At 56.6% G+C, this 14,430-nt stretch carries 13 protein-coding genes; 3 read left to right on the top strand and 10 right to left on the bottom strand.

Features of this window, described 5'->3' with window-relative positions:
• Positions 1–470 precede the first annotated feature (470 nt).
• The 5 genes from E5161_RS14555 to E5161_RS14535 form a co-directional block, all read right to left on the bottom strand.
• Positions 471–1,901: a S8 family peptidase gene (locus E5161_RS14555; protein ID WP_246042274.1), complete on the bottom strand. Its 1,431-nt coding sequence runs from the start codon at positions 1,899–1,901 to the stop codon at positions 471–473.
• Between the two features lie 170 nt (positions 1,902–2,071).
• Positions 2,072–2,389, bottom strand: a complete 318-nt coding sequence (ppnP, locus tag E5161_RS14550; RefSeq protein ID WP_136778563.1) for a pyrimidine/purine nucleoside phosphorylase — start codon at positions 2,387–2,389, stop codon at positions 2,072–2,074.
• Positions 2,390–2,418: 29 nt separating this feature from the next.
• On the bottom strand, positions 2,419–4,431 hold the full coding sequence (tkt, locus tag E5161_RS14545; RefSeq protein ID WP_136778562.1) for a transketolase: 2,013 nt from the start codon (positions 4,429–4,431) through the stop codon (positions 2,419–2,421).
• A gap of 213 nt (positions 4,432–4,644) precedes the next feature.
• Complete coding sequence (gene purU / locus E5161_RS14540) at positions 4,645–5,547, bottom strand: formyltetrahydrofolate deformylase (RefSeq protein ID WP_136778561.1); 903 nt, start codon at positions 5,545–5,547, stop codon at positions 4,645–4,647.
• A gap of 31 nt (positions 5,548–5,578) precedes the next feature.
• Complete coding sequence (locus tag E5161_RS14535) at positions 5,579–6,709, bottom strand: deoxyribonuclease IV (protein WP_136778560.1); 1,131 nt, start codon at positions 6,707–6,709, stop codon at positions 5,579–5,581.
• A 161-nt stretch (positions 6,710–6,870) separates the two neighbouring features.
• On the opposite strand from E5161_RS14535, the gene E5161_RS14530 reads away from it, so the two are divergent.
• From E5161_RS14530 to E5161_RS14520, 3 genes are all read left to right on the top strand, one after another.
• Positions 6,871–7,281, top strand: coding sequence for a DUF2621 family protein (locus E5161_RS14530; protein ID WP_211246745.1), 411 nt, complete (start codon positions 6,871–6,873; stop codon positions 7,279–7,281).
• A gap of 66 nt (positions 7,282–7,347) precedes the next feature.
• Complete coding sequence (locus E5161_RS14525) at positions 7,348–7,782, top strand: hypothetical protein (RefSeq protein ID WP_136778558.1); 435 nt, start codon at positions 7,348–7,350, stop codon at positions 7,780–7,782.
• Between the two features lie 17 nt (positions 7,783–7,799).
• Positions 7,800–8,693 carry a TIGR01777 family oxidoreductase gene (locus E5161_RS14520; protein ID WP_136778557.1) on the top strand — a complete coding sequence of 298 codons (894 nt, stop codon included), beginning with the start codon at positions 7,800–7,802 and terminating at the stop codon, positions 8,691–8,693.
• An 8-nt stretch (positions 8,694–8,701) separates the two neighbouring features.
• Here the strand turns inward: E5161_RS14520 and E5161_RS14515 are convergent, their stop codons facing one another.
• Genes E5161_RS14515 through E5161_RS14495 form a run of 5 tightly spaced genes read right to left on the bottom strand, consistent with a single transcriptional unit; the run spans position 8,702 to position 14,429 of the window.
• Positions 8,702–10,237, bottom strand: coding sequence for a DUF6382 and FHA domain-containing protein (locus E5161_RS14515; protein WP_246042272.1), 1,536 nt, complete (start codon positions 10,235–10,237; stop codon positions 8,702–8,704).
• Positions 10,238–10,254: 17 nt separating this feature from the next.
• Positions 10,255–10,755: an A24 family peptidase gene (locus tag E5161_RS21170; RefSeq protein ID WP_246042270.1), complete on the bottom strand. Its 501-nt coding sequence runs from the start codon at positions 10,753–10,755 to the stop codon at positions 10,255–10,257.
• Positions 10,755–11,720, bottom strand: coding sequence for a TadE/TadG family type IV pilus assembly protein (locus E5161_RS14505; RefSeq protein ID WP_136778554.1), 966 nt, complete (start codon positions 11,718–11,720; stop codon positions 10,755–10,757). The genes E5161_RS21170 and E5161_RS14505 overlap by 1 nt, the downstream gene beginning before the upstream one ends.
• Positions 11,683–13,746: a hypothetical protein gene (locus E5161_RS14500; protein WP_136778553.1), complete on the bottom strand. Its 2,064-nt coding sequence runs from the start codon at positions 13,744–13,746 to the stop codon at positions 11,683–11,685. Before E5161_RS14500 ends, E5161_RS14505 begins: the two co-directional genes overlap by 38 nt.
• A complete protein-coding gene (locus tag E5161_RS14495; RefSeq protein ID WP_136778552.1) occupies positions 13,743–14,429 on the bottom strand; it encodes a pilus assembly protein in 687 nt (228 codons plus the stop codon). The genes E5161_RS14500 and E5161_RS14495 overlap by 4 nt, the downstream gene beginning before the upstream one ends.
• Position 14,430 lies beyond the last annotated feature (1 nt).

Below are 14,430 nucleotides of genomic sequence, written 5' to 3'. Positions count from 1 at the left end.
GCGCCGCTGTTAGTTAGTTAGTGTGAGTGACTAAGGATCACGTGTGGTCGGAGAGTGCGTCGCTGTTAGTTAGTGTGAGTGACTATCGATGGCGCGTGGTCGGGGCGGGCGCCGATGTTAGTTAGTGTGAGTGACTAACGATGGCCAGTGGTCGGGGCGGGCGCCGATGTTAGTTAGTGTGAGTGACTATCGATGGCGCGTGGTCGAGGTGGGTGCCGCTGTTAGTTAGTGTGAGTGACTAACGATGGCCAGTAGTCGGGGCAGGCGCCGCTGTTAGTTAGTGTGAGTGGCTAACGATGGCCAGTAGTCGGGGCAGGCGGCATTGTTAGTTAGTGTGAGTGACTGCCATCCGATCGACGGAATAAATAGCAGCGTGCTGCGATACCAAGTATATTTGACAGACTCATCCGGTAGCGGCTTGCTCACTGAAAAATGGCGACCGGGGAGGTCGCCATTTTGCGTTCACCTATTTATTTCAGCGCATTCAAAGCATCGACGTGTCCATTGCCGAAAAATTTGCGGTCCGTACCTGTGACGGAGTTGACACCCTGCTTGAGAAGCAGTCCTTTCAGCTTCTGCGGGCTCATCGGTCCGTACTTGTCCAACAAAAGCGCGGCAACTGCAGACACTTTTGGAGTCGCCATGGAGGTGCCAGCCATCCAGGAGTAGCCGCCGTTTTTATAGGAGCTTAGGCACATGTCGGTGAACCAGTCGCCGTCCGGATAGCGAAGGAAGTCGCCGCCGGGAGCCGCGATGTCGACAAAGCCGGAGCCCCAGTTGGAGTAAGACGAAAGCGAGTGATCCGGTCCCGTCGCGGAAACGGTAACCACACCGGAGACGCTGCCCGGCGCTTCAAATCCGGCACCCACGAAATACAATCCGTCGCCTCCATACTCCGCATTGAGATAGCCGTTCACCTGCGCCTTGTTGCCTGCGTCAATCGCTTCGTTGCCGGCCGCGACAACGGGCAGCACTCCATGGTCCGTGGCGTATTGCAAGGCGCGTTTGAAGGCTCTTAAATCCGCAATATCATTGCCTAAACTCGTCTTTTTGCCTGTGATCGGATCAACGAAGAAAGCTTGCCCAATCACGTCGTAACCGCCCAAGCTCATGGAAATGACGTTCACGTGGTCGTTCGTCGCTTGAATGATGGCCTTCGCGATCCAACTCGTTTCAGCCGACGAAGAACCAAACACGCGGTATGCCCGGATTCCCATGTTCGGTGCAACGCCAAGGATTCGGCCGTTGCCGGCGATTGTTCCTGCCACATGCGTCCCGTGGCCGTGTACATCCGTAACCGCGCTTGCGGCGCCTGTCTCCGCCGGTTCGCTTCCCTGGAATCCGCCGGCCGGGACGAAGTTCATCGAGCCGGGCAGCAAGTTGGCCTTGATTGCCGGATGGTTCGGGTCAATACCGGTATCGATGATCCCTACCACCGTATTGTGAGATCCCGTTCCCAGGTTGTAGCTCGCCCCATCATGCGTGACATTTTTGATATCCCACTGATAGCTCTTATACAAATCGGCATTCAGATTTACTGCGGAACTGCTTGTGTCTGCAGGTCCCGTCGCAGCTGCGTCTGCGAACGGAGCCATGTGCGAATCGGGCAGGCTCCATTCAATAGAGGGGCTCACGAGATCCACGTTCGCAAGACTCTGGAGCTTCGTGAGCGCGCTGGAATCCGCTTGGACCTCCGCAAACCCGATCTCCGGAATCGAGTCGACCAGCGTGGCCCCCACTTTGTTCAATTGACTCTGAAAATCAGCAGGAATCGCGTTTTGCTTGAACAGCAAAGAAAAATGCTTTGCACTGCTTGACGGCTGCGCATAGCCGAAGCTTGGCATCACCATGCCTAAAGCGAGAACTGCGCCGACAGCGAACATACTTCTTTTACCGAACAACCGAATCCCTCCCCAAATGGATACCTTCACTTGCGGTTGTAAATATTCAAGCAACCGGCCTCCATTTCCTTTGATGAAAGACGTCATACCGGAACAACCTTTGTCGATTACATACAAATGTAAAACACAAAAGAGGCGACCCTTGGGCCGCCTCTTTCGTTTCGAATCGTTTAGTCATCCAAATACGAGCAAATATAGTCAGTGACTATGTTTACCTTCAGCTTGAAACTGGAGTTCGCCGGGACCTCGAATGAGGTCGGTTCGGTGATTTGGAGCCAGTCGTCCCGGTTCGGGAGGAGAACGGAAAGCTCACCGGAAAGGATGTCCATGACTTCCTTCTGAGCGGTGCCGAATTCGTATTCTCCCGGCAGCATGATGCCGAGCGTTTTGCGGGTGCCGTCCGGGAACAGCACCGTTCGGCTCGTCACCTTGCCTTCAAAGTACACATTGGCTTTCTTCACGACCGAGACGTTATCGAATTGGGACATCGTTTCTCTCTCCCCGACCAGATCTGCGGTTAAATCAGTTTGCGGAATTGAGCTGCTACATTATCGACCGTGAAGCCATATTCCTTGATAACGCGATCGCCCGGAGCGGATGCTCCGAACGTTTCGATGCCGAGAACGGCGCCGGAATCGCCGACGTAGCGCTCCCAGCCGAACGGATGAGCCATTTCGATCGCCAGCCGCGCTTTGACGTTCTTCGGCAGCACACTGTCTTTGTAGCTCTGCGGTTGCTTGTCGAACAAATCCCAGCTCGGCATGCTGACAACGCGGACATGAACCCCTTGTTCCGCCAATGCTTTCTGAGAAGCGACGGCCAATTGCACTTCGGAGCCCGTCGCGATCAGAATGCCCTGCGGCTCACCGTTGGCCGCTTCGGAGACGACGTACGCGCCTTTCGAGATGCCTTCTGCCGCTTTTTCCGCCGTTCCCGGAAGGATCGGCAGGTTTTGGCGGGTAAGCACGAGAGCGACCGGATTGTCGTTGTTTTTGACCGCATAGGCCCATGCAGCGGAGGTTTCGTTGCCATCCGCCGGACGGATGACCGTCAGACCCGGGATGATGCGGATCGAAGCCAGCTGCTCGATCGGCTCGTGCGTCGGGCCGTCTTCGCCGACCGCGATGGAGTCGTGCGTCAGCACATAGACGACGGGCTGCTTCATGAGAGCAGCGAGACGAACCGCCGGACGCAAGTAGTCGGTAAACACGAAGAACGTGCCGCCGTATACCCGAAGTCCGCCGTGCAGCGAAATGCCGTTCATCGCGGCCGCCATCCCGAATTCGCGGACGCCGAAGTATATGTTGCGGCCCTCGTAGCTGTCCGGTTTAAACACCGGCAAGCCTTTGAGGTGGGTCATCGTGGAGCTTTCGAGGTCGGCGGAGCCGCCCACGAGGTGCGGTACGTTTTTGGCCAGTCCGTTCAATGCGTTGCCGGAAGCTACACGAGTAGAAACCGGCTTGTCTTCTGGGGAATATTTCGGGAGATCGGCATCCCAACCCTGCGGCAGCTCGCGGTTCACGGCTGTGTCGAACTGCTTCGCCAATTCCGGATAAGCAGATTTATATTTCGCGAACATGGCGTCCCACGCCTTGTTCGTCTCTTCGCCGCGGCGTTTCACTTCCGCAAAATGAGCCCGAACTTCTTCCGGGACGTAGAACGGATCGTGTTCCCATTGATAAGCCTCTTTGGTCAGCTTCACTTCGTCCATGCCGAGCGGGGAACCGTGCGGACCGCCATGGCCGCCCTTGCCCGCTTTGTTCGGAGAACCGAAGCCGATGACCGTCTTCACTTCAATCAAGGTCGGACGGGACGTTTCGGCTTGTGCCTCGGCGATCGCCTTCTCGATGGCGCCCAAATCGTTGCCGTCTTCGACGCGGAGAACTTGCCATTTGTATCCCTCGAAACGTTTGGCCACATTTTCGGAGAAAGACAAATTCAGCTCGCCGTCCAAGGAAATGTCGTTCGAGTCATACAGGACGATCAACCGGCCCAGGTTCAAGTGGCCCGCCAGCGATGCGGATTCGTGAGATACGCCTTCCATCAGATCGCCGTCGCCGCAAATGGCGTATGTATAGTGACGGACCACATCGTAACCATCACGGTTATAGGTCGCGCCCAACTGGGCTTCCGCCATCGCCATGCCCACGGACATTGCGATGCCTTGGCCGAGAGGTCCGGTCGTCGCATCAACGCCCGCCGTGTGTCCGAACTCCGGGTGACCCGGCGTCAAGGAGCCCCACTGGCGGAAGTTTTTCAGCTCTTCCATCGGCAGATCGTAGCCGCTCAAATGAAGCAAGGAATACAGCAGCATGGAGCCGTGTCCGGCGGACAGCACGAAGCGGTCGCGGTTGATCCATGTCGGGTTCGACGGGTTGTGATTCATCGTTTTGGCGAACAGCTGATAGCCCATCGGAGCAGCGCCCATCGGCATGCCCGGGTGTCCCGAGTTCGCTTTCTCGACGGCGTCGATGGCAAGCGTCCGAACGGTCGTTACCGACATTTGATCGATCGATTTGGTGGTGTTCATGTATGGTCCTCCTTTTTATCTGTTGCACCGCCTTCTCCACTCCAGAGAAAGCGTTCGTACCATTGCTGGGCCGTAAAGGTGCGGATTGTGCCCATTGTACCATGTCGCCAGGCGCAATTTCCAACACAGCCCCTGCGCGTCTACAGCCTCTCCATTATCGCCTTACAGGCGCGCGGCGAAAGCTGACTTCCAGCTCGTCGCACGCTCCATGTTTTACACAAAGGCGACCGTCTTATTCTGATACACAAGCAGCCGGTCCTCCACATGCCATTTGATGGCCCGCGCCAGTACGGTACGCTCGATGTGGCGGCCGATACGTTTCAGATCGGCCACATTTTCGCGATGGCTGACCCGCTGTACGTCCTGCTCGATGATCGGACCGCCGTCCAATTCCTCGGTCACGTAGTGAGCCGTGGCTCCGATCAGCTTCACGCCGCGATTGTACGCCTGCTGATAGGGCTTGCCTCCGACGAACGCCGGAAGAAAAGAATGGTGGATGTTGATGATGCGGTTCGGAAAACGTTCAATAAATTTGGGCGAGATGATCTGCATGTACCGGGCAAGCACAACCAGGTCGACACTGCCGGCAGTCAGTTCCAACTGCTTGCGCTCGGCCTCCGCCTTCGTCTCCGGAGTGACCGGGATGTGATGATAGGGGATGCCGAACGATTCGACCAACTCTCTCATATCGTCGTGGTTGCTGACCACCATGCTGATTTCCGCGTCCAGATCCCCCGCCTGCCATTGCCACAACAGCTCGAGCAGACAATGGTCTTCCTTGGACACGAACAGCGCAATCCGTTTGCGGCGGGCAGCCCGGAAAACGCTCCAGCGCATCGAGAACCGGTCCGAGACGCGCGCGAAATCTTCCTGAAGCGACGGCAGACGCCGCTCCAAATCCTGCAGATCGAACTCGATCCGCATGAAGAACATACCGCCTTCCGGATCCATCGTGTATTGATCGGACTGCACGATATTCGCGCCTTGCTCGTATAAAAATTGCGAGACCGCCGCCACGATGCCGGCACGGTCGGGACAGGAAATGAGCATGCGCGCCCGGTTCGCGTTCTCCGGCCGGCGCCCCGCTTCCTGAGGCTGATAAGGATGCTGACTCATCGACGTTAGTAATCCTTCCGTTTGTGGAATTTTAGAGTTTAGTCAAGTATTCCTTGCCGGCGAGCATCGCCGTCAAACGCTGGTTGACCGCTTCCTCGCTATAGTCGCCTTCCAGCACGCGATTCTCCATGACCATATCGTACAGCCGTTCCATCGGCTCGCGGGGATCCGCTTTTTTCGCCTTGGCGTCTGTCTTCAACTGTTCCCAAGTGTTCAGCACATAAATGCGCGGATGGATGTCTTGTTTGTCGAAAAAGTGGTGAAGCCGCTCGACATCGGTCAAAAACTCTCCGCCGAACCGCCCCTCCGCATCACCGCGCAAAAGCGCGATTTCGGCTTCGTACATCGGACGCACGGTATTTTCCGATTTTCCGATCCACGGGGTCTCCAGCACAAAAGGCTTGTCCTTCAGCGCTTCGTGCCGCACGATGTTCGAAATGGCTTCGAACCCGATCCATCCGTGGCCTACCGGCGCATGGCGGTCTTTGGCCGCACCGGTCGGATTTTTGCTGTCATTCACGTGGATGACCGCCAGCCGGTCGAGGCCGATAACGTCGTCAAACTTGCGCAGCACGCCGTCGAAGTCGTTAATGACATCGTAGCCCGCGTCATGAATGTGGCACGTATCCATGCAGACAGTGAGACGATCGTTGTGCGGCACCTTCTCGATAATCGCCGCGATTTCTTCGAATGTCCGGCCGATTTCCGTGCCTTTGCCGGCCATCGTCTCCAGCGCGATGTTCACGTCCGTTTCTTTCGTGCCTTCGAGCACCTCCGTCAAACCTTCGGCGATGCGCGCGATGCCGTATTCGGCATCTTTCTCGGTGTAAGCGCCGGGATGCAGCACAATATTTTTCACGCCGATATGGTTCGTTCTCCGAACCTCTTCCTGCAGAAAATCGACTGCAAGCCGGAACGTGTCGTCTTTATACGACCCGAGATTGACGATATAAGGAGCATGCACGACGATTTCGCCGATGCCCGCCTTCGCCATCACTTGTTTGCCCTCGTCGATGAACAGCTTGTCCATCGATCTTCTGCGGGTATTTTGAGGGGCTCCGGTATAAATCATGAAGGTGCTGGAACCGTACGATACCGCTTCGTTGGCCGCGTTCAGCAGGCCTTTGTCGGAAAACGACACATGCGATCCGATCTTCAACATAAAATCTTCTCCTCCGCCTCTCCGATCCGCGTCCCGACAAGAGACACGGCAAGTTAAACAATCATTTTAACTATTGTATCGCTTGCGTCGAAATAAATCTAGAAATCCGCTATAATTTCAAGATGAGGTGATGACAGTTGAATTCCGCCCCAAACGGGTTTATGTTTTTTATCGCTTTCTGGACGATCGTATTGGTATTGTTCATGTCCATCGGCGGATTTTTCATGTTCCGGAAGTTCTTGAAGGTGCTGCCGCAGCGGGACGGAAAGTCCAAGCTCGATTGGCAAAACTATTGGGTCGAACGCAGCCGGCCGTTGTGGACGGAGGAATCGAAAGCGTTCCTGGACAAGCTCGTCTCGCCGGTGCCGGGCGCATTCCGCGATATTGCGAAGCATTCCATTGCCGCCAAAATCGGCCAGCTGGCCGTCGAAAGCGGGGCGCAGCACGTAACGGAAGAGCATTGCATTGAAGGCTACATCCTGGCTACGCCGCGGCGCGACCACCGCAGTTTGAAAGATTTTCTGGAGAAAAATCAGATCGATTATTCCGCTTATAAGCATCTCCTCGGTTGAGACTTTGTCAAAATCTTTCGAAACCTTTGCCGGCTTGCCACGTCTAACCTCTTGGAGGTGCAACTTATGAAAAAGCAATCGAGCAAAACTCTGGCATGGAGCACGGCCGTCCTGACATTGATGCTGATCGGCACAGCGTGCAGCGGCGGAAGCTACAACAATTCCGAGGCGTCTTCTTCCCCGTCCGCGGCAGCGGCGTTGGCGCCCAGCGCAAGCGCTTCTCCTTCGGAATCGCCCAGCGCAAGCGCTTCTCCTTCGGCTTCTTCCTCACCGGAGTTGAAAACCGCGACCGGTGAATATGTCGGCCTAAGCGACCCTCATTCGATCGAGATTAAGGTCGACGGCAAATCCGAGAACTTTCAGATCTCGCCCGAATCAGCAGACAAGATCTCTTCATGGGAAAACGGCACGAAAGTATCCTTCCAATACATGGAACAAGAATTGGATGTAGACGGCCAGAAAGTGAAGCAATTGATCATTACGGTCATCGATAAAGCCTAATCCGGGGAGGGGCGCCCATGCGCCTGTTGCTGTGCGGGGGAACGGGCTTCATCGGAAGCGCGCTGGCGGAGACACTGTCGGCTCGCGGAGATGAAGTGTGGATCGTAACGAGGAACAAGCCGGCGAATCCGGTGCCAGCCGCCGCGGGCTATATAACCTGGGACGAGTGGGCGGCGGAGCCGAATCGCTGGAACGGATTTGACAGCGTCGTCAATTTGACGGGCGAAACGATTAACCAGCGGTGGACGGATGCCGCGAAACGGCGGATTGTCGGTTCGCGGGTGCAGGCGGCGGAGAGGATCGCATCCATCATGAGCAGGATGGATGCTCCGCCCCCGGTTGTGGTGAACGCGTCCGGCATCTCGCTGTACGGGCATTCCGGGGACATGATATTCGACGAATCCTCACCTGCGAAGCCTGCCGATTTCCTCGGCCACACGGTGGTTGAATGGGAAAAGGCGGCGGATCGCATCCCCGCACAGCGCCTCGTGAAGCTTCGGATCGGGCTGGTGCTTGCCCGCCGGGGCGGCGCCTTCCCGCTTCTATGGCTGCCTTACCGGCTGTTCGGCGGAGGCCGCATGGGCACCGGCAAGCAAGGCATGCCGTGGATCCATTTGCGGGACATGGTCGGATTGATTTTGCTTAGTCTCGACAACTCCGATGTCAGCGGTCCCTTGAATGGTGTCGCCCCCGATCCGGTGACGAACGATGAGTTCGGCCGGACACTCGCAAGTGTGTCCCGTCGGCCGCACTGGTTTCATGTACCGGCGGGCTTGATGAAGCTCGCGCTCGGTGAAATGAGCACTTTGGTGCTGACCGGGCAGAAAGCGATGCCGCGCAAATCGCTGGACCACGGTTATCGATTCGCCTATTCGAAATTGGAAGTCGCCTTGCGGGACATCACCCGCTAGGCGTCTTTTTATCCGCTTCGTTTGAACCGGTACTTAGACTCCGCCACATCGAGACAGTCCTCCGGCTGCAGCAGATAGGATTCATACGGAACCATCGACGTTCCGTTCAGGCGGGTTCCATTGCGAGAGCCGAGATCTTTAGCCTTCCAGCCTTCCGGAGTTCGGCTCAGTTCCACATGAGCGCGCGATACGCCGACACCGTCATCCACATGATTCGCCGCTACAGGCGAACGGCCGATCACGACCGGAGTGTCCTGCAGCGGAATATGCCCGGGATGGCTCCCGGACTCCCAGTCCAGATAATATGCTTCCTTTTTTGTAGTAGCAGATGCGCCCTCCAGCTGCTGGGTCATATCCGCCTGCCAAGAAGAGCCCAATGCGGAAGTATGTTGAGCGCGGCCGCGATTGTCTAAGGATTCGGATATCGGAAGGATGCCCTCCTGAGCCGGCTGAACGTTATCCGAAGGTCGCCTTGGCCGCATCCAATCCCCGCCTTTCGCCCTTGAAAATTGATCTTCGTCCTTCTGCCACTGCCGATTCCATAACCCTATGACCCCGGCCAGAATGATCAATGTCGCTCCTCCGGATAATAGCAGCCCCTGCTTACCGGGGTAAGCGGCAAACCCGGCACGCCAGGCCACGGCAATTAAACCAACGGCAGCGCAGATCAGCCATATTCGCCGACGCTCCGACTTGTCCGGCTCTACTTCTCGTTCAAATTGAATTTCCCGGCCGAACGGTGCGGAATCCGTCCCAAGCAAACCGGACAGTTGCTGCGGTTCATCTCCGGACGGTCTAAACCAACGCCATCCTTTGGCCGGAGGATCATTCGTCTCGTCCGCCGCTGTGCCCTCGTATCTCCAGTCATCGTCCGTTTTCTCCGCATTCGCTGACCATTCAAGCAAACTTTCACTGTTTGTTTGCCGAACTACGCGCTCATGCTCCGGATTGAAAATACTTCCGCCGGCAAAACCGGCAGCTTTCTCCGCCAAGTACCCTCTGGCATAACGACGCAGTGACGCGGGGCTGAAATCAGGTGAGCGAACGATTTGCATCACCTGTTGGATGGCCGGCCCTTCGAGCTCGGAAACATGAACGATCCACCGGATGATCAGTCTTTCCAAGCTGTCCCTCAAACTCTGTTCGGCACCCGGCACCGGCAAGTACACCATTTTCAGCTCCTGCCAATCTTCTCCTACGAATATCCAATCGTCATCCAGCCGGATCCTTGCCGCATCCAGCAAGTACAACCGGCTTTCCTCCAAAATATCCGCAAGGCGGCACAATACGGTCATCCAATCCGCCATGGACCACTTGGCCGCCCGCATAACCTGGGACAGCATTCTTCCACCTTGCAGGGAGAATCGAAAAGCGAGACTCCCGTCCATCTCTTCCACATCCGGTCTCATGAGGCCGGGAATCTCGCAAGTTTGAAGCATACGAAGCTGAAACTCGTCACACTCCGCCCGGAAGATGGGAGGATCGCCCTCAATCACTAGATAATGGCCGCGATTCCGTTCAAACCGGGGATTGAACCTGTCCATGCCGGCACTGCCTCCTTTCATTGCGGTTGAAATCCGCCAAATATTAGGCTGGACAGGAAAGCGGGAGCTACCGCCAACATAAAGGGAAAGGCGGCTTTCCTGCCGGCCAGCACAGGATGATCGCCCCAGGGCCAAGGCAGTTGGCTGCCCCAATGCCGAATACCGGGAACCCGCAATAGAAGCAACACGACCGAAATGCCTCCGGCCCATAAGACTGAGAAGAAAAGCAGCTGAAGAGCGGTGAGCGCCCCCGCCCACGCACCGAAAGCACCAAACCATTTCACGTCACCGCCGCCCATCCCCCTTAGGACGTACAGAAGCAAAAGCGGAAGCACGCCTGCTGCGGCGCCGCTGGCAGAAAAACGGAAGCCTGTCCACCCGTCCGACAAGAGATGAAACGCCAGTCCGGCACAGGCAAAACCGAACGTAATCGCGTTCGGAATGCGAAGCCGCTTCAGATCCGTCCAGCATGCGCTTAGCAACAAGGCGGACGATACGCCGAGCACCATTCCGTCCATTAACGAGTCTCTCCTTCCGCTTTTTTGCCCGCCACTTGAAACGATTGCCGCCAGCTGCCCCCGCCCGCTCCAGACACTTCCCAGTTCCATTCCCCCGGTGTGGTGTTTCCGGACACATGCCAAGTCCATGTAACTAGTCCGGAGGAATCCGCCGTCGCGCTGCCCAAATGCTTCGCTTTGCTGGGTCCGCTTTTGTATAGGACGCTTAAATCTAACGTGCTTCCGGGCGTCGTACGAAGCACCAGCGTCGCTTTTCTTCCCGGCCGTACGGGAGACGGTTCCAATGACACGAAGCTTACCTGTAATGCAGAGCCGGTTCCCTCACCGTCTGAAAGCGTCGCTTTGGACGGTGTGCCCCCCACCCAGGCCCGCTCTTGGGCAGTAGTGCGGATGGTGAGCGGCCGATTCGAGAAAGGGACGCGAAACGGTAACCGATACTCGGCCTCCACCTTCACGAAAGCGCCGCTTGGATCGTCGTCCTCGGGAAGATGAACGGAGGTCAACGACAGCCGGCCGGGTTCCACGATTCTGGAATTGGCGAAGCCAAGGATCAATTGGCGAAAAGTGAGCTCAGCCGCCCGTTGTTCCACCGACTGAGTGCCTTCCGCCAAAGTCTGAGACCATTCATTCAAGGGCGATGGCAGCAGTCGTCCGAATTCTCCAATTGTCTCTGCAGCCCCGCTAAGTTTACCGGCCCAATGGGGCAATTCCTTCCCGGATTGATCCTGGGCATTGGCTTTCAACTGAGAAATCGGATACCACGAGGATGCCGCCGAACGAACCGATTGGGATACAGCGCCTTGGACCGCCATCGTGACCACAGACGTCTGCACCAAAAAAAGAAGAAAGAAAACGAAAAGCAGAAAGACGGGCATCACCAATGCTGTTTCGAGCGTGACGCCGCCTGCATCATCAGCGTTATTCCCGTTATTGATATGAGCTGTCCGCCGTGTAAACCGCCTCATAACGGTTCCCCTTTATCGTGCCGCCGAGCCGGCCCGCACGCCCCATCACTTTGAGCAAACCGGGAAAAAACCAAAGTCTCAAAGAAGCAGTGCCTTCCCCGCTCACGTACGTATAAGCCTTGGCGAAGGATATGCCGCTTGCCTGTTCCATTACCGCTACGCTTCGGGCAAGGTGGCCGGGCGAACCCCCGTGCACCAGAAGAAACAACCGCAAATAATCCGTGTAAGCCGTGTTGACTTGAACATACTTGCTGAGCGGAACGGAGTCGTGCTCGAGCAGCCGGTTCATATCCAGCATCGCGTTGCGGATTCCGTATACGAGCGCCGCCGCCAATAGGACCAGCGGATGACCCAGTGACCGGCATTCAATCAAGCCTTCCATGGTGCGAATCGCCAACCGGATGGACAGAATTTCCCCGTATGCGGCCGCGATATTCCCCGTCGGATTGCTTATTCCATAAAGGATAAACTCCGTTTCCTGCTTCTGAAGCGAAAGCGGCACTTGTTCTCCGCCCAACATGCGCTTCAACTCGGACGGCGGAAAATACGAAAATCTTTGTACGGTATATTCGGAAAAATACAATTCGTCCCGAAGCCCGGAAAGCGAGCCCTGCAAAGCCTCCATCCAAGCGTCGGCACTTGACATCGCATGGTCTCTCCCCTCTGAAGCGGCGCCAGGCATGGCCGATTCGGACCGTTCATCCTCCGTTCGGTTCCACTCCAAGTTCTCACGAGACAGTTCGGATGCCTTTTCAAAAATCTCACGATCCTCCGGCGAGCCCGAAGGGCCAGACAGAGCCGCGAACATCCCGGTTGTCTTCGTCCATTCCGCTTGAGCTTGACGCTCAAGGATTTTTCTCTCTTGATCGCCGGACCGATGGGCCTCCAATAATGCGCTCCGTTCCCGCAAAACGGACCCGCTGCCGCCATATGCCCGATCATATTCCGACCACATGGATCTGAGCCGGACGGCACCGCCATGGATTGCACCGCCCGCCCCTTCAGTCGAGGCAACGGATCTTATAAATCCAGAGAAACGGTCGGCCTCGTCGCAGAACTGGAGTCCCTTCATTCTCTCGGCATCCAGCTCCGCCGCATAATTCACGAAAAAATCGTCCTCTAACAATAGCTGTGCCGCCGTACGACGGAGCTCCGAGATGGAGTCCACTTTAGCCGAATCCATTTGTTCACCGGACCCGGACGGAAATTCGGTGTTCGTACTGCTCGAAGGATGATTCGCCGCTTGAACGGTAATCGCCCTCATCTCGTCATTGGCTTGCCGCGAGCGGTCCAAAGCACGGACACCCTCTGAGTAGGCTTCGTTCAGTGCGGTTCGTGCCTTGCCCGCAGAAGCCTGAAGCGAAGAAGCCAACTCGCTTGCCGCGGCTTCAAAGGCATCCGCATCCTCCACATCTGCCGCTATTTGCACGGCGTTGTCTATATCCTGTTGCAAAAAGGAAACCGTTCGACCGCCGGCTTGGTGCTGACTCTCCAAAACTTCGTCCAGCGCCGCCTCCCGCCGGTCGTAGGCTTGGCGCACCTTCTCCAGCATGTTCACCGTCGACGCCGCCTCCTGCAGTGCCGGAGATACGCCGCGAAACCGATCCGCAATCTCAAGGGTAAGATCGATGGGCGCTTTGTACTTCATCTCCTCCAGCACTTGCCTGCGGAGAACTTCATGATCTGCCAGCGGACGGCTTTCCGTCACGTCAACGCCCGTCCATTCGGCAGCCAGGTACGGAAAGTATGCTCCGGAATTTGAACTCCCTTCATCCCCTTCGGCCGCGGTCCGGAAAACCTGTTCCGCGTCTTCCCCTCCCCGGATAAACAAGCCGTAACGGTCATACATATCCGGATCGAACGAAGAAAGAACCGAACGCACGCCGGACTGGACAGCCAGTTCCGTCTGGTGACGAAACGCCGCGATCCTCGAGAAGTCAATGAGCAGCGCCGTTAACAAGACAAACGCAGCTGTCGCGGTGATGAAATAAATGGAGACCGCTCCCGCCTCTCTATTCCCATTCATCGCTTTCTCTCCAGCACAGCGGCAGCTTTCGACCGAAAGCTGTCGGCGCCTTGACCCTTGCCGCTTATTTGGGCTTTGTAATAGCGCACGAGGTCGAATGAACGAATCAACTCGGCGGGCTCTACCACGACGGCTGAAACGGCGACTTCCGAACTTTGGCCGGCCTTTCCGCGAAACGCTCGCAAAGGTTGAGGAACAGGGGTTCCGGCCGTTTCCATCGCAATGATTCTTTTCCACCATTCATTCCGGTAGCTCAGCGTTCCTTGGATTTGACCGGTCACCAGATGACCCGACTTGCGCAGCTTCTGTTCCGGTGTATAGCCTTCGTCGCCCGGCATCCCCGGTTCAACGGGGACACGCACACTTTCCTGCTCGTGATTCCATCCGAACAGCCCGGCCAACAGCGCGTCATCTTTGAGGCGCCAGTACAATCCGTCATATTGACCGTTCGGATAAGCGCCTGTACGTAATTCTTTCGCGGAGTTCGACCAGCTGAATGCGGCGCGTTCCACGGTCACAGACGCTGAATAAAAATTCAGCACATATCGGTTCAGTACAACCGCGAAAAGAATCAGCAAAAAGGTGAGCAGCAATACCCAAGGAAAAATCATGGAAGCCTCCAGCGTCACGGATCCGCCTTCTTCGCGGACGAACGCTCTCCAATGGCCAACTCCGCGCCGCATC

The sequence above is a fragment of the Cohnella pontilimi genome (genome assembly GCF_005049045.1).
GTDB lineage: Bacteria > Bacillota > Bacilli > Paenibacillales > Paenibacillaceae > Cohnella > Cohnella pontilimi.
The sequence above is the reverse complement of the archived record's forward strand: the minus strand, read 5'-3'. Positions and strand labels throughout refer to the sequence as shown.

What these genes read in the sequence shown, in the direction of transcription:
- E5161_RS14525 (WP_136778558.1), top strand. Translation starts at nt 7,348, where the DNA reads ATGAAAAAGCAATCGAGCAAAACTCTGGCATGGAGCACGGCCGTCCTG.
- E5161_RS14495 (WP_136778552.1), bottom strand. Translation starts at nt 14,429, where the DNA reads ATGCGGCGCGGAGTTGGCCATTGGAGAGCGTTCGTCCGCGAAGAAGGC.
- purU (WP_136778561.1), bottom strand. Translation starts at nt 5,547, where the DNA reads ATGAGTCAGCATCCTTATCAGCCTCAGGAAGCGGGGCGCCGGCCGGAG.
- E5161_RS14500 (WP_136778553.1), bottom strand. Translation starts at nt 13,746, where the DNA reads ATGAATGGGAATAGAGAGGCGGGAGCGGTCTCCATTTATTTCATCACC.
- E5161_RS14515 (WP_246042272.1), bottom strand. Translation starts at nt 10,237, where the DNA reads ATGGACAGGTTCAATCCCCGGTTTGAACGGAATCGCGGCCATTATCTA.
- E5161_RS21170 (WP_246042270.1), bottom strand. Translation starts at nt 10,755, where the DNA reads ATGGACGGAATGGTGCTCGGCGTATCGTCCGCCTTGTTGCTAAGCGCA.
- E5161_RS14505 (WP_136778554.1), bottom strand. Translation starts at nt 11,720, where the DNA reads ATGAGGCGGTTTACACGGCGGACAGCTCATATCAATAACGGGAATAAC.
- E5161_RS14520 (WP_136778557.1), top strand. Translation starts at nt 7,800, where the DNA reads ATGCGCCTGTTGCTGTGCGGGGGAACGGGCTTCATCGGAAGCGCGCTG.
- tkt (WP_136778562.1), bottom strand. Translation starts at nt 4,431, where the DNA reads ATGAACACCACCAAATCGATCGATCAAATGTCGGTAACGACCGTTCGG.
- E5161_RS14530 (WP_211246745.1), top strand. Translation starts at nt 6,871, where the DNA reads ATGTTTTTTATCGCTTTCTGGACGATCGTATTGGTATTGTTCATGTCC.
- E5161_RS14535 (WP_136778560.1), bottom strand. Translation starts at nt 6,709, where the DNA reads ATGTTGAAGATCGGATCGCATGTGTCGTTTTCCGACAAAGGCCTGCTG.
- ppnP (WP_136778563.1), bottom strand. Translation starts at nt 2,389, where the DNA reads ATGTCCCAATTCGATAACGTCTCGGTCGTGAAGAAAGCCAATGTGTAC.